The following is a 20,675-nucleotide window of genomic DNA, read 5'->3' on the forward strand; positions in this document are numbered from 1 at the left end:
TTTTCTGTGTGTGGCGGCTATTTTTAAGTGGTGAAGACAGTGTTTACGTTGAAAAAAGGGGCTGAGTTAGTTTAAATAAGCGTTCTATCATTATGCAGAACAACAGGACGTGAGCAATGAAAGCCGTATTTTTAGATTGTGCATCCTTAGATAAAAATGATTTGGACTTTCAAGCACTGCATGCTGTTTTTGATGAACTGATCCTTTACCCAAGTACCGATGCTGAGACACTTGTCGCCCGTGTACAAGATGTAGATGTGATTATTAGCAATAAAGTGCTGCTGGATGCTAATACCCTAAAAGAATGCTCTCAGTTAAAGTTGATTTTAATCTCTGCCACTGGCACCAATAACATCGATTTGCAGCAAGCCAAAGCGCAAGGTGTTGTGGTGTGTAATTGTCAGGGTTATGGTACGGCAGCAGTGGCACAGCACACTTTAATGTTGATGCTTAACCTTGCAACCTCCTGCTTGCAATACGACCGCGCGGTGCAGCAGGGCGAATGGAATAAAGCCACGCAGTTTTGTCTATTGGACTACCCAATTATTGAACTTTCGGGTAAGACCTTGGGCATTTTAGGTTATGGCGAATTGGGGCAGGCTGTGGCTAAACTCGCTGAAGCATTTGGCATGCGGGTTTTGGTGGGTAATTTGCCAAACCGTCCACATGCTGACTCAACACGAGTGGGCTTTAATGCCTTGCTGGCGCAATCAGATTTTATCAGTCTGCATTGCCCATTAACCGATGATACTCGCGACCTGATTGATGCCGAAGCTTTCAAAAAAATGAAAAAAAGTGCTTTTTTAATTAATTGTGCACGGGGTGGAATTGTGAATGAAGCCGCTTTGGCAGATGCGTTAAAACAGGGTGAAATTGCGGGCGCAGCAACCGATGTACTAACCGTTGAGCCACCTAAACAGGGTAATGTTTTATTGGAGGCTCGTCTGCCGAATTTAATCATTACGCCGCACAGCGCGTGGGGCAGTGTCGACGCACGTCAGCGCATGGTGCAGCAGTTGGTCGAAAATGCTCAAGCTTTTCAAGCAGGGCAGCCAATCCGTCGGGTGAATTAAAGCAAATGATTACAACTAAAAAGCCCGTCAGATGATGGGCTTTTTAATTGTTGCTCTTTTTAAGTTCAGCTTTAATCGTGTTTTCTAAAGATTAGAAATTTAACAATTTTTAATAAATTTAGGATCGAAATATTGTTGCAGGTGAATTAACGCACGCTGTGTGTCGCTATTTTTAGGATTCATGAGCATAAAATAACTTTGTTGGCGTGCAAACGCTTGTGCCTTTCCCTCTTCAGCATAAAATCCCCCATTGGGATAGGTCCAATGTGTTTCAAATGCTCGTAGAGTTTTATTTTGATGAAAGTAAAAACTGCGTTTGCTTTGGAATGATTCACCATAAATTTCGAGTGTCAGCTTACAATGATCTTTAAGTTGATACAGCGAGGCTTCATTCCCTTCAGTCGATTTATATTCTTCATCCTCAATCATTTCAATAGATTGAAGCTTTCGCCCTTCAGCCTCATGACTGTACTGTGGCCATATTAGATGCTGTTGTAAAAGATTCAACGTTGCAGCGTGCTGTAGCTTAGGAATTTTAGAATAAGTAAATAACGCTACAAGTACTAAAAATATTCCAATAATGATACCAATGATTATTTTCATGAAAATTTTTATGATTATGTGGTTTTTATAGGTCGATGCTAGAGTCTAAGCTCAATAAATTCAAAAGTTTTTTTGTTTTTTTAGTCAAAAGCCCATCAACTGACGGGCTTTTTTGCTATTAAAGCTTAGTCACTTTAATTTCTTCTTCTGCTTGGGCGGGTGTAAAGGAAGAAGGTGCTTGGGTAATCGTGGGCTCATTTACTGTTTGGGGTGCGACAGGCTGTGGAGATGAGACTGAAGGCGCTTGAACCGCAGGAGCATCTACGGGTGCTGATGACGGTTGACTCAAGCTGCCTTGGTAAATGGGAGCGGGTTGATCTGTTTGACCAGTAATCACTTGCTTGGTTTCATGCAGTTTTTTATTCACATTTTGGGTGACTTGTTGTCCTGTTTCTTTAGCTTGTTCTGCGGTGTTGTTGGTGATGGTTTTTGCACTGTCCAAGGCTTGGTGTGCAGAAGGGCGAATTTTTTGGATGCCTTTTTCTGTTGCAGTACCGACTTTTTCCACCGTGTTAATCACACCTTCTTGAGTTTTATAAGCCCAGACATGCAAGATGTTGGGGTTTTTACCATAAGGCGTAATTGGCTTTTGCGCTTGCTGAGTGGTGGTTTCTGTTTGTGCCCATACACCTGCTGTTGTCATTAAAAGAGCGCAGAAGAGGGTTGTTTTCATCATATTCATAGAGCAGTGTACCTCTTGGGCTATCGTGCATAAATCAGCGTTTTAGCATAAAGCCTCTTTGTGTGAATTTCATGTGCTTGGTTGTAAACAAGCGTAGTGTGCAAACGTATATAGCTAAAAAAGAGCCCAGCATGTGGACTCTTTCAACTCTGGAGGAGTTTAACTTCTACTTCGCGCCAACGGCAGCATCCGCAGATGAACCGACTTTGGCTTTAGCAACAGGTGTATCTAATTCCACTTGAGCCTGCCCATTTACGTCAGCACGTTTAGGTTGACCACTGACAGCCTGCTTAGTTTCCTGCCATTTTTGTTTGGTCGCTTGTTGGCCTTGTTTCGCTTTATCCGCTATATAGTGACCACTTTTTTTGGTGTTATGCGCAACAGAGTCTTTAACGTCACCTGCCTTATCTTTTACCACAGCAGATTTTTCAGCTGAAAATTCTTTGGTGTCTTGCCATTTTTCTTTGCTGAATGCTTTGGTTTTGTCGACACCATGCTCAACCGTTTCACCTGTCGCATGCGCAGTATGTTTGACATCATGTTTTAAGTTTTGCAATACGCTTGGTTGCGAGGTTTGGACTTGAACATTGGCCGATGTATTTGCAAATAGGGAAGTGGAAGCTAAAAGTGCAGTGGTTAAAGCCGAAGCGGTGAGTGTCTTTGTTAAAACTTTCATCTTTGATTTTCTACCTCTTATGACAGAACCCGATGAGGAGTTCAGAACAGCAGTCATCATAAACAGAAATGAGCCCAAAAATAGCGTTTGATATGAAAGTCGCACAATGCGGCAACAGCGCATGAACAATAGACTGAAAATTGTGTCGTTCAGTTAATTCATTAAAATTATGTAAGTTTATGCGTAGTCGTTGTTTTAAATGTAAAGAGTATGGAGACTAGCGTTGAAATAAAAGATATGAAGCGGAAGGCATTTGAGAGGAAGTCATCACTGATGTTGCACCAGTGATGACGATTTGCTTAGTTACATTGCGCTAAGGCTTCTTTTGCAAAGTGATTACGTAGTGCAAGGAAGTTTTTCTGTACTTCTGCATCGTGTAATTCAAATTTGGTTGCTGTGCTTGTGCCATCGAGTGCAAAGGTTGCTGAGCCACCTGTGATAAGGGTGTAGTCACGGAACGCCCACTGTTCTACGACTTTGCCTGCTTTGAGGTTGCCAGTAAATTCGATGACGCATTTGTCTTCAAATTTGGTCAGTTTTGCTTTGTTATTGGTTGTGTCCGGATAGACTTCAATGTCTTGGACTTCTTGTAATACACCCGCTGTTAACTGTGGAATCGTTGGTTGAGATGTACATGCTGTAATAGAAAGGGCAGCAAAAGTAGCGAAAAGTACAGTTTTTAATTTCATAAGGTTCGTTCTTGTTGCGAGTTGTTAGGTTGAGTATAGGGAATTGTGAAAAGGAAGACCATAGTATTCACATTTTTCGAGTTTTGGGCTTAGCTTTCTATGCTCTAATATTGATGTTAAAGCTATTTCTAAAAGCAGATTGGAAGTTTGATTTTAGATAATATTAATGAAATCATAGCTTTCTATAACTTTATCAAATGTTGGGTGAGTACTAATATTTTTAATTACTTTTAATGTTACAAACTGGTTGATACGTAACTTTTCTATTTCAGATAAAACTGTTTTTTCTAATCTTATGCGATAGATTTTTTTATTCTCATTCACAAGAGTAATTTTTCCTGATCTATCAAGATTTTGTATTATCCCAGAAATCTCGCATTCAAGTGGTTCTTGAATTACCAACTCATTTAAAAAGTTTAAAGCTTTATCAATTTTTTTAGTGTTGCCCATCCAATAATGTTTTTGATTGTGATGTGAATCCCAGTTAATTTCAAAGTCTAAATTATTGCTTTTCAAAGCAGAGAGCATAGATTTAATGCTAGCAATACCTTTGTTTCCCATAATGGAGAAGATTTCTTGATTTGTCTCAGGATTATCTAAGGATTGAAAAAATGAAAACCAATAGGAAAGGGTATTTTGAGACAAACTCCATCCAAACAAGTCTGGCTGAATTTCTAAACTGATGATGAATTTTGTTGAACCTGAAACAATATTTGCTAAACGAAGATCTAAGTCAGATTGGTTAACAAAGTCAGCATGTTTCTTAGGAGTTCTTACTTTTGTAGAAAGTGTAATTAGGCTCTCAGCTAAACCCTTTGATAAAGTTGCATGTAGCATCAATGGAAGTGAGCCATTGCAAGCTTTGTCACCTATGAAGCGGACTTCTAAAATCTCTTTTTCTCTACGGAGTTGTAGATCGTGGAGCTGCTTTCTGAGGTTGTTTAGATGTTCCTTAAAGGAATTAAACGAAGCTATTTTGAAGCGATCATTTTTATCTAAGGTCTGATTATTCTTACTCAAAATCTCTTCAGCTAAATGTATTTGTTCTTCAAGAGTAGAGATGTTCATGAGAGTTTACTCGAAGTTGAATGAAACCTTTAGCTTCAGATAGTTGATTGTAACTGAAAAGACTACGCCAATAGTGAAAGCGATCTACTTCGCTCATAGTGTTAAAAAACAAGTCACACCCATATCGGGCGCGAATTGTATTACGATTTTCTAGAAATGAAAGTAACTCATTATATTTTTCGGATAAAAGTTTATTCAGGTCTTCTTCATTGAGAAATAAAACTATATCAATATCACTAGGATGCGGTTTCTTTGAACAAAATGATCCGTCTAACCAGATTATCATCTCAACTTGATAAGCCTCTAATTCCTGAATTAAGGCTCTTAGGCGATTGCATAAATTAGCCCGCGTTCTTTTATCTTGAAATGGATTGAGAACTGTTTTTTCCAAATTTTCCAAAGATATCTTGTGAATACCTGGATCTAGTAAACATGGATAAATTATCTTCCCTTCAGATAATCGTTGGGGGTCTTTCTCTATGTTTTCTGTAAAATTATTGTCTATCATATGGATATTTTTTGTTATCATTTTGATTTTATATCATAAATATTAAATTCTAAGAATAAAAAAACCCGCTCTAAAGCGGGTTTTTAGCATCAATGAAAGCTTAATGCTGCAACACCGAGATATCCGCAACACTGGTAAACAAATCACGCAACTGAGCCAGTAAACGTAAACGGTTTGCTTTCAATTCCGCATCATCTGCCATAACCATCACACCATCAAAGAAGGCATCAATTGGCGCACGCAGCGCAGCTAACTTAGAAAGGGCAGCGGTATAGTCTTTTGCAGCCAAAAGCGGTTGAACCACAGGTAGAATATTTTGAATCTCTGCATAAAGTGCTTTTTCAGCATCTTCAACCAATTTAGACTCAACAATCTCACCCGTAGGTGCAGCTTCTTTCGCCAAGATATTCGCAACACGTTTATTCGCAGCAGCCAAAGCAGCAGCTTCAGGCAGGCTACGGAAATGATTCACCGCAGTTACACGCTTATCAAAATCAAGAGGTGATTTTGGAGAAAGTGCTTGAACTGCTTGAATCACATCAACAGCAACGCCTTGGTCTTCATATTTCGCACGGTAACGACCTTCAAGGAACGCAACAGCATCCGCTAAAGTCTTGTCATGGTCTTTCAATACATCGCCATAAGCAGCCAAAGCAAGCTTGATCAGTTCTTCAATTGAAACATCAAGATTATTTTCAGTCACTAAACGCAAAATACCAATCGCAGAACGACGTAAAGCAAACGGGTCTTTAGAACCTGTAGGTGCTTGACCAATACCGAAAATACCTGTGAGCGTATCTAAACGATCTGCAAGCGCAATCGTAGTACCTGTCTTGGTTTGAGGTAAAACGTCACCTGCAAATTTAGGTAAATATTGCTCACCTAAAGACTCAGCCACTTCAGCATTTTCGCCTTCAAGACGTGCGTAGTAAGTCCCTGCAATCCCTTGAAGTTCAGGGAATTCACCTACAAGCTCAGAGGTTAAGTCACATTTTGCAAGAAGGGCAGCTTTTTCAGCATCTTCCGCTTTTGCACCAGTGATAGGAGCTAAAGCAACTGCAAGTTTTGCAATACGTTCAGACTTGTTCCAAAGCGTACCAAGCTCTGCCTGGAAGACCATGTTTGCAAGCTTTTCTTTACGTGATGCAAGCGGTTGTTTTTGATCTTGTAAGAAGAAGAATTCAGCATCAGACAAACGTGGACGAACCACTTTCTCGTTACCTTCAATAATTTGTGTCGGGTCTTTCGACTCAATGTTTGACACAGTAATGAAGTACGGTTGAAGTTTATTGTCAGCATTCACCAAGCAGAAGTACTTTTGGTTGTCCTGCATGGTCGTGATGAGTGCTTCTTGAGGAACAGCAAGGAAGCGTTCTTCAAAGCTTGCACGAAGTGCAACAGGCCATTCAACCAATGCAGTCACTTCGTCACGAAGATCCGTAGGTACAATCGCAATGGCATTCACTTCATCAGCAAGCGCTTTGACTTGTTGATCGATGATTGCTTGACGCTCTTCAAAAGACGCCACAACGTGAGCTGCTTTTAACTTCGCTAAGTATTCGTCAGCGTGCGTTAAAGTGATTGCTTCAGGTGCATGGAAACGGTGACCGAATGTTACGTTACCCGCTTTGTGATCTTGAATCGTCGCATCAACCACATCGTTGTCTTTTAACAACACCACCCATTTCACAGGACGTACAAATTCAGTACGGCTTGCCGCAGAACGCATGCGTTTTGCGATTGGCAGGTTATCCAAAGCATTTTGTAAAATTTGTGGCAATAAAACGTCAAGGCTTTGACCTTTTACGTCTTTTAGATAGCAAACTTTTTCAACTTTACCGGCTTGGAAAGTCGATACTTGATCAACTGTGATGCCTTGACCGCGCATAAAGCCTTCTAAAGCTTTAGTCGGGTTGCCTTCGGCATCGAAGGCTGCTTGTTTTGCGGGGCCGTCAAAACGTTTTTGCGTATCAGCTTGCGCAGCATCAACATTGACGATTTTAAGTGCAAGACGACGCGGTGCTGCATAAGCTTCGATTGAATCAAAAGCAAGACCCGCATCTTTTAAGCCTTTAACCGTTTCAGCATGTAGCGCATCACGTAATTTTTTCAGGCTTTTTGGGGGAAGTTCTTCACAGCCAAGTTCAAATAAAACGGTATGTTTAGACATTATTTGTTCTCCGCTGATTTTTCTGCTTGAGCCGCTTCTGCTTCAACCTGAGCTTTCAATTGAGCTAAAACTTCATCACGTAAATGTGGTTCTGCCATTGGGAAACCAAGCTTGGCACGTGCAGCCACATAACTTTGCGCAATAGAACGTGCCAAAGTACGTACACGTAAAATATAACGTTGACGTTCAGTTACAGAAATCGCACCACGTGCATCGAGCAAGTTAAAGCTGTGTGATGCTTTAATCACTTGTTCATACGCAGGCAGTGGAAGTTCAGCTTCCATTAAGCGAGTTGCTTCAGCTTCATAGAAATCGAATAATTCAAACATTTTTTCAACATTTGCATATTCAAAGTTATAGGTCGATTGTTCCACTTCATTTTGATGGAATACATCGCCATAAGTCACAGTACCAAACTGACCTTTGGTCCAAACAAGATCGTAAACAGAATCGACACCTTGTAGGTACATGGCCAAACGCTCAAGACCGTAAGTGATTTCACCTGTTACTGGGTAACATTCAACACCACCAACTTGTTGGAAGTAAGTAAACTGAGTCACTTCCATACCGTTGAGCCAAACTTCCCAACCCAAGCCCCATGCGCCAAGCGTTGGAGATTCCCAGTTGTCTTCTACGAAACGAATATCGTGAGTAAGGGTGTCGATACCAATCGCTTCTAATGAGTCTAGGTAAAGCTGTTGGATATTGTCTGGGTTTGGTTTCAGTACTACTTGGAATTGGTAATAGTGTTGCAAACGGTTTGGGTTTTCACCATAACGACCGTCTTTAGGACGACGTGACGGTTGAACGTATGCTGCGTTCCAAGTTTCAGGCCCAAGTGCGCGTAAGAATGTTGCAGTGTGGAATGTCCCTGCACCCATTTCCATATCGTAAGGTTGTAAAATGACACAACCTTGTTCAGCCCAGTAGTTTTGTAAGGCAAGAATTAAGCCTTGGAATGTATCAATATGCGATATGGCGCGACTCATGCAGCATCCATTATAAATATAAGAAAAAATTGGTTCTAAGTATAAGGATTTTGCAGGGGAGTGGCAAAGGCTCTATTTATTTTTCAGCACTTAATTTTATATTCGCTAAAATGGCTTAGTACGACCTGCACAGAGTAAGTCATGATGAATTTCGCATAAACATTCATCATGCCAACCATAATGAATATCTTTGCATATTTGGTGGGAGATATTTTTTGAGTATCTCAATGTTTCTAAATGAGTATGAAGATCATGGGCTAACATAACAAAATGGGTCTCGGGATAAGGCCATTTGGCATGATTGTCAAAGTGGGAAACTGAATTTCCAAGTGACAATTCAAGTGTTAATAATTCATTTAAGCAGTCGCAGATTTCAAGTTTTTCAGTCATTTTTTTATTCTTTTCATAAATTATCCAATAATAAGGTGATGATGTACGGTGCAGTAAGCATCTGTATGCCAATTAGAATGCATATCTCGATTAACCTGAGCTTGAACATTCGGGTGTTGAGGAAAATTAAGATTTTTTAAATGCAGAGATTGTTTTAGATAAATCAAATGGCTCTCTTCTTTAGGCCATTTTGCATGAGTATCGTAACCAGAGATTTTGTTGCCTTGTTTCACTTCAAATTGAATCAGGGCAATTAAGCATTCACATAAACCTAAAGTTTCAAGGTGATCTTCATATTTGAATTTTCCCAAGATGTGTACCTTTCTTCTTATAAAAATGAAACTCTTGCGCTAAATATAGACTTTGCTGATAACAATTGAAATAACAAAATTGATATCTCTAAGATGTAAAATAGATGCATCTTATTGGTGAGACCGCGTATAATTTTGCACTGGTTAAGTGCGCAAAAGTAGAAGGGCGGCTGTGTTTCATATGCAACTTGAATGGTTAAATACCTTAAAACCGAATTTTAAAGTGTTACCGCTAAAGGAAAGAATGCTCTGTGGTTTAGGTGCATTGTTGGGATTAGCACTGTCTTCACTCATGAGTTGGTGGCTTTTGGGTGGGATCAATGCATGGTATATCGCCCCGATGGGTGCGTCCTCGGTGTTGCTTTTTGCCGTACCAGCCAGTCCTTTGGCTCAGCCATGGAATATTGTGATTGGGAATACGATTGCAGCCGTAATTGGGGTGACCTGCGCACTCTATATTTCCAACTTAACTGAAGCGTTTAGTGTTGCTGTGGCTTTGTCGATTATTTTGATGATGACGACAGATTCTTTGCATCCACCAAGTGGTGCTGTGGCGATTACGGCAGTGTTGGGAGGAGAGACGGTACACGAGCTAGGGTATCAGTTTGTGTTTTATCCTGTTCTACTCAACTCTATCCTACTTCTCGTGATTGCAATAGTGTTCAACCGATTGCTTGGAAAGCAATACCCAACTGTGGCGCAAGTCAATACGCGTAGCACCGACCCGACCCCCACCCAGAAGGTCACCATTCAACCTGAAGATATTCATCAAGTTTTAGCCCAAGAAACACAGTTGCTTGACATCAGTGAATATGATTTACAAAAACTGATTTTAAAAGCCCAAGCACAGGCCGATACTCGCTTTCATATAGACCTACGCTGTCGGGACATTATGAGTAAAGATGTCCTGTGTTTATATGAAGATGAAGACATTCAAGTCGCTGTGGAAAAATTTAAACAGATTAATTTGATGAGTTTACCTGTGTTAAATCGAGCTGAACAAGTATGCGGCACCTTAGCTTTATATGAAGTGGTGGAGTGGTTCCAAAAGGCAACGGATTTGCGTACCTCTTGGCAAGATCAAGTCAAGCACATTATGAAACGTCAGGTGGTGACTGTGCAGCCGGATCAAGAACTACAAGATTTGATCCCGTACTTTGTTGAACGTTCTTTTAACTATATTCCTGTGGTTGAAAACAAGGCTTTGGTCGGCATCATTAGCCGTGCCGATATGATTGCAGCATTGTATCGTCTGTTGCAGCATCGCTAAGTCATGTGAGTGTCGTAGGCAAAAAAAAAGCTACGACACTTTGGGGGAAGTTGTCGTAGCATAAAAAGAAACTTTTTTGAGACGAAAGATGTGTGCCTATGGGTTGCGATGATCTGGATTAACAGTACGCATCGTATTGCTATAACCCGATCGAGCCTGTGGAGAATGCTCAATTTGGTCTTTTTGTTTCGGCATCACCAACCAAAGAATCAGGTAAACCAAAATTCCAGGGAATGCTGCACTTAACAGTGAAATGGTGATGAAAACAATACGAAGTAAATTTGCGTTCCAACCAAAACGTTCAGCAATACCACCCATTACACCAGCAATCATGTTTGAGCGGTTTGAGCGATATAAACCAACATTGGCCATCTAAGTCTCCTTAAAAATTAAAATCTGAGTGGCTTTTTGCACTCATAATTTAAAAATGGAGATGGAATTAAGTTTTTAAAGGTGACGGAGCTAATTAAAAAGTAAATTTATGTAAAGAGATAAAAGCTGGGGTTTTGATCAGGATTAAAATGTGCTCTATTTGGCGTTTAGCCAGCTGTTTAAAGTCAGCAAGTCATTTGAATCCGAGAAAAAACCAGAGGTCAGGATGGATATTCGTGATGGTTATGGAGATTAATCACGTGCAGGAAGTGAGTGTGGAATGAAGTTGAAACGAAAGCATCAGGGGTTGATTGGCGTATTACTGCAAGGAGCGGTGGCGCTAATTGGTGTATCGTTAGCTGGCTGTGATGGTGGGCTGTCGGAGGCGTCACAACAACATGAAAATAGCACGGTAGAGGATGCTGCTGTTACGGCTGAGTTGGGGAAGAAGCTGACTGAGGTGGCAGGGCGGGCAACCATGCAAGATGATTCGGAGTATGCACCTCGTACGCTGGATATTGGTGAACAGCAGTTTATTGGGCGTTATCGCACACAAATTCAATGTGATGGTTATTTTTTCCCTTGTGAAACAGGGAAGGCTGATTTTATTCTCAATTTTTTACCTGATGGTACAGTGCATCGTAGCATTGTACGCTTAGGTAAGGTCTTTTCAGAAAAACAACGCCCTGGCTTTTCAAACTTAAGTTATCGTCGTGATACATGGACCATGAATAAAGAGCGAACAGAGTTGATCGTCCATCGTAAAGAGGGGATTAATTTTTATTATCGCGTGGTGGATTCGCAAACGCTACACATGGATTTGGATAAAAGTAATAATCTAGATGCCACTAACCAAAAATTGTATGCACGAGGTTTTCCGAAATTAGAGCGTGCGTATACCTTAAAGCGTGAGCCTAATTCATAGTTAAAATGGAATTGGGCAAAGCAACAGAATAAGACTGAAGAATAAAAATAGTGAAGAAATGAACAGCGTGCGAATTTTATGACTTAAATAGTGTGTCGCTAAATAAATGTCATATCAATGCAATTAAAGAGGATTTAAATAAATGGTGGGTCGTCCGCGATTCGAACGCGGGACCAACGGATTAAAAGTCCGCTGCTCTACCAGCTGAGCTAACGACCCTGAGCAAGGTGTGCGAAAGAGTATTCGCTGAAAGTTTAAAAAAGAAATTTTTAAAGCATTCGAACCTGAGCAGGTTTGTAAAATTAGATTTTACAAGAAAGATGGTGGGTCGTCCGCGATTCGAACGCGGGACCAACGGATTAAAAGTCCGCTGCTCTACCAGCTGAGCTAACGACCCATCAAGGGTATCAAAGGAATGGTGGGTCGTCCGCGATTCGAACGCGGGACCAACGGATTAAAAGTCCGCTGCTCTACCAGCTGAGCTAACGACCCATATCATTTGATGGAGCGTATTGTAGCAAGATATGCATCGAGCGCAAGTAAAAAATCGCAAACTTATTGATGTTTGATTATAAATACAACAAATTTGCGATTAGGTAGCTAAAAAACAAGCAATTTGAGTTTAGAAGCGATATTGATAGGCTTGAATGTTATCAAAGACTTGTTGCGTTAAATCTGCATAGGCACTGCTGTTGGGTAACAGGACCAGCAAGCGTTCATCAGTTTTTTTCGGGTCAAAGGCTTGTTCTTTGAGCTTGTTCTTTTGGTATTTAAACGTTCCCGTAGTTTCAACTTGCTTTTGTACGCGTAAGAAAACGGGTACAGCATAGGCAGGCAGACATTTTTTAAAGCTCACGAGCATTTGGGCTAAATCCTGCTCATTCAGTTCAGCGCCGTCTGCCAGTGTAATCGCAGCCATTCCCGCACGACCATTGGTGTTTGGAATTTCAACACCATACACTACAGCTTCGGTGATTTTGTCATATTCACTGACCATATTTTCAACTTCAGTCGTGGACACATTTTCGCCTTTCCAGCGGAAGGTATCGCCTAAGCGGTCGACGAATTGGGCATGACGGAAACCAATGTCGCGGACTAAGTCCCCTGTGTTGAAGTAAGCATCTCCAGACTTGAAGACATCTTTAAGAATCACTGATTTATTTTTTTCAGGGTCGGTATAGCCATCAAAAGGGGAGCGGCGAGTAATTTTACCGATCAATAAACCAACTTCGCCTTTTTTGACCTTGATACAGCCACCTTTGGCATCATAAACAGGCGCATTTTTTTCTTTATCAAACTGGATAATGGCATAAGGCGTAGGTGAAAAGCCGACAGTGTTGTCAAAGTTGAATACATTGCTAAAACCGACATTGCCTTCACTCGATGCATAAAGCTCTAAAATTTCTTCAATACCAAACCGCTGTTTGAATTTGTCCCAAATATTCGGACGCATGCCATTGCCGATCATTTTGGTGACACGGTGGCCTTTTTCTAACGCTGAAGGTGATGCATCCATGAGATAGCGACATAACTCACCGACATAGCCAATGGCAGAGGCATCGAACTTTTGCACATCTTTCCAAAAAGCAGAAGTGGAGTATTTACGGCGCAAAGCCAAGGTGCCTGCACCCGCAATCACACCACACCAACACACCACAATGCCTGTTGCATGGTACAGCGGCAGGGTGACATACATCACATCGTCTTTACCGAGGTTGAGTACGTGCCCGTAGGTTCCATAAGCCAACGTCCAGCGGCTATGTGTGAAAATAACGGCTTTAGGCAAACCGGTTGTGCCTGAGGTATAAATATAAAACAAGCCATCTCTACCCAGCACACTATGTGTGGTTGGGGTATTGAACTTGGCAAAGGCATCAATTTTTTCAGCAAGATTACTAAAACCTTGTGGTGCAAGGCCTGCATCTTTTTGGGTTTCTTGGTCGGCAAACCAATAGAAACGATCAGCAGGGAGATTTAGATCATGACGGATTTCATCAACTGCGGCACGACATTCTTCACCCACGATGACTGCAATGGGTTTGACCAGATTAATACTATGCGCCAGCACTTTACCGACTTGCGATGTATTGACTAAAGCCGCAGTAACGCCAATTTTGGCAAGTGCAATCACGGTTGCAACCAATTCAGGACGGTTTTCAATCATCACTGTGATGACATCACCCTTTTTTGCCCCGATGGATAAAAAATAATGCCCGATTTGGTTTGCCCATTCGTTGAGGGCTTGGTAACTAAATTTTTGCTCTTCAAAAAGCAAGGCCATACCGTGAGGGTTGCGCTTCACTGCTTTTTCAAAAGCAATTCCGAGGCCTGCTGGAGTGTTTGGGGTACGTAAATATGCTTGCTTTAATCCACTGAGTAAGTTGGGAACTTTACTGATGAATTGAGGAAGTTTTGCTGCAACGTCAGTAATACCAATGAGGTCATGTGATGGGTGTTGGCTCATATGAATCCTAATTATTTTATGCAATCCAATGCGTTTGAATAGTGCTCAGTTTCTACACTTGTTCTTTTAATCGTTTCGGTCTAGTGCAATCAACCTAATCTGACGAAAATAACAAAAAAACCTAGCCACTGACATGACTAGGTTTTTAAAATTTACAACTCTAGGGTGAATTACGACTCAGTCGGGCTCGCTTTTTTCGGTGGACGACCACGTGGACGACGTGGGCGAACTGGCTTGTCCGAGTCTGATTTGTCTGACTCATCCGCAGCTATTTCCGCTACAGTTTCAGTTGCTTCTACTTTTTCAGCTTGCTTTGACGCTCTAGGTGCTTTGGCTTGAACTGGAGCAACAACAACTTCCACTTCTTCAACCGCAGCTACATCAGCCGAGCTTTTCACTTCACTGCTTTCAACGGCAATAAGTGCTTCGCTTTTTGTTACAAGAGCAGGCTCGTTTTCCTCTAGAGTTACAGCAGGCGCAGCTTCAGCAGCAGGTGTTTCTGCAACAATCGCTGTTTCAGGCGCTGACGACTCAGCAACAGGTGCCGTTTCGCGCGCTTGTTTGGCTTGTTCAGCAGCCAGTTTAGCTAAACGACGACGCTCACGCGGGTCATTTGCAACACGTTGTTCAGACACAGGTGCAGGCGGTATCAGGTCCAATACTGGAACTGGCTCTGCTTCAGGCTGCGCTTTTGTGATTTCAACATCACGGGTGACCGGTTTTTTCTCTGCTTCAACAGCAGGCGTTGTCACAGTTTTGCTTAACGTTGCTGCATACTCTTCAGTAAATTTCTGAAGGGCACGGTTGAAGGTTGGAATTAAACCAAACTGCTCAATCAGCACTGAACAGTCTTCACCATAGACATGGCGAATCAAGCTGCTGATGGTGTACTGACCTAAAGTTGGCACCTGTGAAGGTGTGAGTTTAGGTGTTTCAGTTTGCTGTGTGTGTGCAGCGCGTTGTTGGCGACGGCGTTGGCGTGGATCATTGCTGGCACGTTTTACGCTTTCACGTGGTTTTTGCTCTGCTTGTTGTTCAGCAGGTGCTGCTACAACTTCAGTTGCTTTCTCTTGTACCACTTTCTCAGCTTTTACTTCAACTTCTGCTTTCGCAACAGCCGCTTGCTGAGGCTTGGTTTCGGTTGCAGTGTGTGCAGGCGGAGTTAATGCCATGATTTCACTTTGCGCTTGATCGACATTCACCACATGGGCTGTTGTGATCATTTCTTGACGCGGCGCTTCAATCAACTCAACTTTAACTTGAGGTTCTTGAACCACAGCTGGCGCTGCTTCAGTCGCTTGCTCATTCAGTACACTTGGGTCGCGATGGCGATTTGGGCGTTCTGGACGAGGTTGGTTACGGCGGTCACGACGTGGCATTGCATTTTGCTGTTCGTTTTGAACATCAGTGTTTTGCTGTTGCTCACCGTGTTGGCGACGTGATGAACGCTTGTTTTCACGCGGTTCTTGACGTTGCTGTTCACTGCGCTCTGGACGGTCTTGACGTTGTTGTTCACCGCGCTCAGTACGCTGTTCATGACGGTCTTGGCGTTGTGATTCATTGCGTTCAGGACGTTGTTCATAACGATCTTGGCGCTGTTGATCTTGACGAGAGACCTGCACAATTTCTTCATGAACTTGGTTGTCATGTTGCGCATTTTGCTCACGTGACTCTTTGTGCTTATTAGGGCGCTTTTTATTGTGGCGTGTACCACGTTCCTCTTTCTCTACATGCTTATCTTCACGGTGTTCAGATTTTGCATGAACAGGTGCAGAGCTCATGTAGACATTGTTGCTTGGTGCAACTGGTGCCGCAGCAGGCGTGCCAACTTGACCAAACTGACCACGGCTCACTGCACCGCCATTTACCATTTGCTCAATGGCAGCAGCAGCATTATTTGCAGAACGTGATTGATCGATAGTCACAGCTTGTTTTTGTACAAACAAGTTTTCTAACCATGCACATGGGCTGCTTGAAGGAGCCGTTTGGGCAGGGGCTTGTTGCGCAACTTGTTGTTGTGGCGCGTTGTTACGAGGTTTTTTGTTGCCTTTTTCTTGTTGTGCAGGCGCAGGAGCGGCATGTTGATGCACATGATCTGCACCATCTAAATGCCATTCTGATGACTCGTAACCCAACTCTTTTTCGCTTGAACGTGTTGCTTCTGTACGTTCATAGCTGGTTGGTGCAAAGCCTTCAGGGTTATACGAAATTTCGTAATGTGGGGTTTCTAAGTGTGGGTGCGGAAGCACAGTCACACGAACACCTGAGGTTTGTTCGAGGTAAACCAACGTGTGACGCTTTTCATTCAATAAGAATGCTGCAATTTCAACTGGAACCTGTACTTGAACTTCACCATGACGTTCACGCAGCGCAATTTCTTCTACTTTACGCATGATTGAAAGCGATAATGAACGTAAGTCACGAACCATACCCGTGCCATGACAGCGCGGGCAGACATAACCTGTTGCTTCTTCAAGTGAAGGGCGCAGACGTTGACGGCTCATTTCCATCAAGCCAAAACGAGACAATTGACCGAATTGGATACGGGCACGGTCGCTTTGTGTTGCTTCGCGAAGTTTCGCCTCAACCATACGTTGGTTACGGTCTTTGGTCATGTCGATAAAGTCGATTACAACCAAACCACCAATGTCACGTAAGCGTAGTTGACGTGCAATTTCTTCCGCTGCTTCAAGGTTAGTATTGAGCGCTGTATCTTCAACGTCGCTACCACGGGTTGATTTTGCAGAGTTAATGTCAATTGACACTAATGCTTCGGTTTGGTCAATAACGATTGAACCGCCTGAAGGAAGTTTAACTTCACGTTCATAAGCTGTTTGAATTTGGCTTTCAATACCAAAATGCGCAAATAACGGCTCATTTAGCGTATAGGTTTTTAACTTGTCGATTTGACGAGGCATGACTGCTTTTACGAAGTTATAGGCTTCGTTATAGGCTTGCTCTGAATCAATTAAGATTTCAGCAACATCATCACGTAAATAATCACGAATTGCACGCGTCACCACGCCTGCTTCTTGGTGAACCAACATTGGTGATGGACCAGAACTTGCTGTGTTTTGGATTTGCGCCCAAAGATCCAGTAAGTGCTGTAGGTCAAGTTGTAACTCTTCTTGAGAACGGCCAATACCCGCAGTACGTACAATTACGCTCATGCCACGAGGTACATTTAATGACGCCAACATTTCTTTCAATTCTTCACGTACTGAACCTGAAATTTGACGGCTAATACCACCACCTTTCGGGTTGTTTGGCATCAACACCAAATAGCGACCAGCTAAAGAAATGAAGGTAGAAAGGGCAGCGCCTTTGTTGCCACGTTCTTCTTTTTCAACTTGAACCAAAAGCTCTGTGCCTTCAGTAATCAATTCGCGAATGTTTGAAGTTTGGCGTGGGTCTGCTTGGTAATATGAATTTGCGATTTCACGCATAGACAAGAAGCCTTGACGTCCCGCACCATATTCAACAAAGACGGCTTCTAAAGAAGGCTCAACGCGAGTCACGTGACCTTTATAGATATTGGATTTTTTTTGTTCACGGGTACGATTCTCTAAGTCAAAATCGTAAAGACGCTGCCCAGTGACAAGTGCAACGCGAATCTCTTCTGCATGTGTTGCATTAATCAACATACGTTTCATGGGTGTAACACCTAATAGTGATACACAGCAAACTATCGCTAAACACGTAGCGAACATCAAACATCACGGACCAATTTTACTCAGATCTCAAATAAACCAATTGTGGTCTGAGTTTTATTACCTGCCTTTTTGATCGGCTTCGGTTTTGATTCACATATTGATGATGGCAATACGGCTTCAATCTTTAAACGATTAAAGTCTCCTGCGCGTTTCACTGGCGGACAAGCGGTGCATTGGATGTAAGTAACTTTCACTGTCACATTTGCTCGAAGAGCAACCCTTCTTTTTGGATAGGGTGTCTTGATACGGAATTATCATCGTACCTTTACAACTGAACAGATCCATATGCATCAACGCTGTGGCCTGAATACGACATCAGGGAGCGACTAATCTGATGTATATCAGTTTACGTTTAAAAACCAACCTTCGTTGGTCACATATTTTTTTGGAGCAAACTGATTTATGTGCAGATGCACAATTAAACCTAACAGTTTGCTGTTTTGCCGATATAATAAGCCTTCGGCGTCGGCATAATTCTTTTGGGACCGTTCCAAGCTGAGTTGAGTTATTTTCTTAACTATTCAATTTAAAATTGAAATGATTAAGCTTTTGACTCACTTATGGTGGTATCCGTGCGCTGACTATATCAAACCTTGTACCATCTGCCTATGGGCTAAGCTAGTCTTTCTTGTGTAAAGCATAGCCTAAGTGGTCATTTTTTATTCAAATTTCGTATTTTTTAGGTCGCAGTAACTGTATGAATTCTACCCAACAATGGCAAAACGTGACGTGGTTTGAAGTGGACGAGCATCAAGCAGGGCAACGGATTGATAACTTTTTATTTAGCCGTTTAAAAGGTGTGCCTAAAAGTCGTATTTATCGCCTGATTCGTGAAGGTCAGGTTCGCGTGAATAAAAAGCGTATAAAAGCAGAAACTAAGTTGTCTATTGGTGACCAGATTCGTGTGGCCCCGATTCGCTATGAACAAAAAGATGAAAATGCGGCACCTGTTTCTGACAAAGTGGCACAGAGTTTACTGAGCCGTGTGGTGTATGAAGATGAGGGCTTGATGGTTGTCAATAAACCATCTGGCATTGCCGTGCATGGTGGCAGTGGTGTGGCTTATGGTCTGATTGAAGGCTTACGTGCGGCAACAGGTAAAAAATACTTAGAACTGATTCATCGTATTGACCGTGATACCTCAGGTTTGGTGATGATTTCTAAAAAGCGTAGTGTGTTAAAAAGTTTGCAAGACATGTTGCGTGAACACAAAATTAAGAAAACTTACGCTGCTGTAGTCAAAGGTGTGGTGAGTTTAGACAAGCAGTTAATTGATGCGCCTTTGCACCGTTATGAACTGGCCAATGGTGAGCGTCGTGTGCGTGTATCGAGCGAAGGTAAAGAGTCTAAAACGCAGTGGAATGTGGCTGAGCGTTTTATGCATGCAACCTTAGTTTATGCATCACCACTTTCAGGGCGTACCCATCAAATTCGTGTGCATGGTTTAAGCATTGGTCATCCACTGGTGGGTGACGATAAATATGGTCATGAAACAGAATATAAAGGGCCGAAGCCACGTCGTTTATGTCTGCATGCAATGCGTTTAGACATCCCTGGTTATGTACCGATTGAAGCGCCTTTGCCTGAAGATATGCAGAGTATTGTGGCGCAGTTAAGAGCGCAGAAGAAGGATTAATTCTTTTCCCTTTCATTTTAAGACATGGCTTTTGTTGAGTTGACGGAATGTCTTGTACGCGCTTTAAGCACTGATTTAAAGCGAAATGCAAGTCAGCTCAACGGTGACATCCTTGTCGCCATTGTGTAGCAAATGCATCGTGTAAATTGACTTTATAAAAGTAAATATTGGAACCCCAGAATGAACAAACCTGTAGAACTGATTATCTTTGATTGGGATGGGACATTATTTGATTCAGTGGGGCAGATTGTGGCGAGTTTACTGTTTGCCGCGCAGCAATTTGCACAGCCTTTAACTGCTGATGCAGCAAAAAGTATTATTGGTTTAGGTTTGCCAGAAGTCGCGCAGCGATTATTTCCTCAAGTGCCTGAGTTACATACTGAGATTTTGCAATGCTATGCCGAGCATTATGTGGCGAACTCGAAAGGTGATGTCTGGTTCGACGGCGTAGCCGATATGTTGAATGGCTTACGTGAAGCGGGTTTACAGTTGGCGGTGGCGACAGGTAAAAGTCGTAAAGGCTTAGATCGAGTATTGGCTCAAACACAGAGCCAAACACTATTTGTGACAACGCGTGCTGCCAGTGAGACTAAATCTAAACCGCATCCTTTAATGTTGGAAGAGATTTTAACTGAAACGGGTGTGTCTGCTGAACGCGCGATTATGGTCGGTGATACCAGTTATGATCTAGAAATGGCGCGTAATATTGCCATGCCGAGAATCGGGGTGAGTTATGGGGTGCATACAGCTGAAACGCTCAGACAATATCAACCTTTGGCCATCGCGGATGATGTGCCGAGCTTGCAGCAGCATTTATTGCAATATGTTGACCTTAAACAAGTGATTTAACTTGAGTCGTCTAAATATATAGCCTGTGGAAGATGGTCTGAGTGAGCCTGCCAGTTTTAGGTCGATCATCTTCAAATCTTTTGTCTTTAGTATGTTTTAAGGCGAATGAACGGTTGATTGAATTGTTGGATTTCTGATTTGAAAAAGCTCTTTCATTGGGTAATGCTGATCAGTTAAGACAAAATAGCTGAAATGCGGTAAAAATGAGCGTATCCAGATACGCTCATTTTTTTATGACTTTTTCTCAGAATTTAAGTTCAGCATTTCAGCAGACAGCTCCTTCACTT

The 20,675-nt window shown here is 42.2% G+C and carries 17 protein-coding genes and 3 tRNA genes; 5 read left to right on the top strand and 15 right to left on the bottom strand.

Features of this window, described 5'->3' with window-relative positions; translation table 11 throughout:
• The first annotated feature begins 116 nt into the window (after nt 1–116).
• Nucleotides 117–1,073: a 2-hydroxyacid dehydrogenase gene (locus MF4640_RS02305; RefSeq protein WP_078388570.1), complete on the top strand. Its 957-nt coding sequence runs from the start codon at nt 117–119 to the stop codon at nt 1,071–1,073.
• A gap of 99 nt (nt 1,074–1,172) precedes the next feature.
• Here the strand turns inward: MF4640_RS02305 and MF4640_RS02310 are convergent, their stop codons facing one another.
• The 9 genes from MF4640_RS02310 to MF4640_RS02355 all read right to left on the bottom strand — a co-directional run bounded on the left by MF4640_RS02310 (nt 1,173) and on the right by MF4640_RS02355 (nt 9,159).
• Nucleotides 1,173–1,676 carry a hypothetical protein gene (locus tag MF4640_RS02310; RefSeq protein WP_004692604.1) on the bottom strand — a complete coding sequence of 168 codons (504 nt, stop codon included), beginning with the start codon at nt 1,674–1,676 and terminating at the stop codon, nt 1,173–1,175.
• Between the two features lie 118 nt (nt 1,677–1,794).
• Nucleotides 1,795–2,358, bottom strand: a complete 564-nt coding sequence (locus tag MF4640_RS02315; RefSeq protein ID WP_078388571.1) for a hypothetical protein — start codon at nt 2,356–2,358, stop codon at nt 1,795–1,797.
• Nucleotides 2,359–2,524: 166 nt separating this feature from the next.
• Nucleotides 2,525–3,034 carry a hypothetical protein gene (locus MF4640_RS02320; protein WP_078388572.1) on the bottom strand — a complete coding sequence of 170 codons (510 nt, stop codon included), beginning with the start codon at nt 3,032–3,034 and terminating at the stop codon, nt 2,525–2,527.
• A 299-nt stretch (nt 3,035–3,333) separates the two neighbouring features.
• The gene (locus tag MF4640_RS02325) at nt 3,334–3,723 is read right to left on the bottom strand and encodes a hypothetical protein (RefSeq protein ID WP_004978867.1); all 390 of its coding nucleotides are present in this window, start codon (nt 3,721–3,723) and stop codon (nt 3,334–3,336) included.
• Nucleotides 3,724–3,876: 153 nt separating this feature from the next.
• Nucleotides 3,877–4,791: a hypothetical protein gene (locus MF4640_RS02330; RefSeq protein ID WP_078388573.1), complete on the bottom strand. Its 915-nt coding sequence runs from the start codon at nt 4,789–4,791 to the stop codon at nt 3,877–3,879.
• Nucleotides 4,772–5,299 (bottom strand): DUF6932 family protein, encoded by a 528-nt coding sequence (locus tag MF4640_RS02335; protein ID WP_078388584.1) that lies wholly within the window; start codon nt 5,297–5,299, stop codon nt 4,772–4,774. The genes MF4640_RS02330 and MF4640_RS02335 overlap by 20 nt, the downstream gene beginning before the upstream one ends.
• 100 nt (nt 5,300–5,399) lie before the next feature.
• A complete protein-coding gene (gene glyS / locus MF4640_RS02340) occupies nt 5,400–7,469 on the bottom strand; it encodes a glycine--tRNA ligase subunit beta (RefSeq protein ID WP_078388574.1) in 2,070 nt (689 codons plus the stop codon).
• Nucleotides 7,469–8,458, bottom strand: coding sequence for a glycine--tRNA ligase subunit alpha (glyQ, locus tag MF4640_RS02345; RefSeq protein ID WP_004978878.1), 990 nt, complete (start codon nt 8,456–8,458; stop codon nt 7,469–7,471). The genes glyS and glyQ overlap by 1 nt, the downstream gene beginning before the upstream one ends.
• A 410-nt stretch (nt 8,459–8,868) precedes the next feature.
• On the bottom strand, nt 8,869–9,159 hold the full coding sequence (locus tag MF4640_RS02355; RefSeq protein WP_004692588.1) for a hypothetical protein: 291 nt from the start codon (nt 9,157–9,159) through the stop codon (nt 8,869–8,871).
• A 172-nt stretch (nt 9,160–9,331) separates the two neighbouring features.
• Here MF4640_RS02355 and MF4640_RS02360 point away from each other — a divergent pair, with 172 nt between their 5' ends.
• Entirely contained in the window at nt 9,332–10,429 is a 1,098-nt protein-coding gene (locus MF4640_RS02360) for an HPP family protein (protein ID WP_078388576.1), read from the top strand.
• Between the two features lie 96 nt (nt 10,430–10,525).
• On the opposite strand, the gene MF4640_RS02365 is transcribed toward MF4640_RS02360, so the two are convergent.
• Complete coding sequence (locus MF4640_RS02365) at nt 10,526–10,801, bottom strand: PspC domain-containing protein (protein ID WP_004692583.1); 276 nt, start codon at nt 10,799–10,801, stop codon at nt 10,526–10,528.
• A gap of 280 nt (nt 10,802–11,081) precedes the next feature.
• Here MF4640_RS02365 and MF4640_RS02370 point away from each other — a divergent pair, with 280 nt between their 5' ends.
• Nucleotides 11,082–11,726, top strand: coding sequence for a hypothetical protein (locus MF4640_RS02370; protein WP_078388577.1), 645 nt, complete (start codon nt 11,082–11,084; stop codon nt 11,724–11,726).
• Nucleotides 11,727–11,869: 143 nt separating this feature from the next.
• Here MF4640_RS02370 and MF4640_RS02375 read toward each other — a convergent pair.
• The 5 genes from MF4640_RS02375 to MF4640_RS02395 form a co-directional block, all read right to left on the bottom strand.
• Nucleotides 11,870–11,945: transfer RNA gene (locus MF4640_RS02375), tRNA-Lys, on the bottom strand.
• 102 nt (nt 11,946–12,047) lie between these two features.
• Nucleotides 12,048–12,123 (bottom strand) — tRNA-Lys (locus MF4640_RS02380).
• A gap of 19 nt (nt 12,124–12,142) precedes the next feature.
• A tRNA-Lys gene (locus MF4640_RS02385) sits at nt 12,143–12,218 on the bottom strand.
• 130 nt (nt 12,219–12,348) lie between these two features.
• Complete coding sequence (locus MF4640_RS02390; RefSeq protein ID WP_078388578.1) at nt 12,349–14,190, bottom strand: long-chain-acyl-CoA synthetase; 1,842 nt, start codon at nt 14,188–14,190, stop codon at nt 12,349–12,351.
• Nucleotides 14,191–14,360: 170 nt separating this feature from the next.
• Complete coding sequence (locus tag MF4640_RS02395; RefSeq protein WP_078388579.1) at nt 14,361–17,843, bottom strand: Rne/Rng family ribonuclease; 3,483 nt, start codon at nt 17,841–17,843, stop codon at nt 14,361–14,363.
• 757 nt (nt 17,844–18,600) lie between these two features.
• Between MF4640_RS02395 and MF4640_RS02405 the strand changes: the two genes are divergently transcribed.
• A complete protein-coding gene (locus tag MF4640_RS02405; protein ID WP_078388580.1) occupies nt 18,601–19,539 on the top strand; it encodes an RluA family pseudouridine synthase in 939 nt (312 codons plus the stop codon).
• A gap of 180 nt (nt 19,540–19,719) precedes the next feature.
• The gene (locus tag MF4640_RS02410) at nt 19,720–20,388 is read left to right on the top strand and encodes an HAD-IA family hydrolase (RefSeq protein WP_078388581.1); all 669 of its coding nucleotides are present in this window, start codon (nt 19,720–19,722) and stop codon (nt 20,386–20,388) included.
• The last annotated feature ends 287 nt before the right edge of the window (nt 20,389–20,675 follow it).

The sequence above is a fragment of the Acinetobacter sp. MF4640 genome, assembly GCF_002018895.1.
In the GTDB taxonomy this organism is placed as follows: domain Bacteria; phylum Pseudomonadota; class Gammaproteobacteria; order Pseudomonadales; family Moraxellaceae; genus Acinetobacter; species Acinetobacter johnsonii.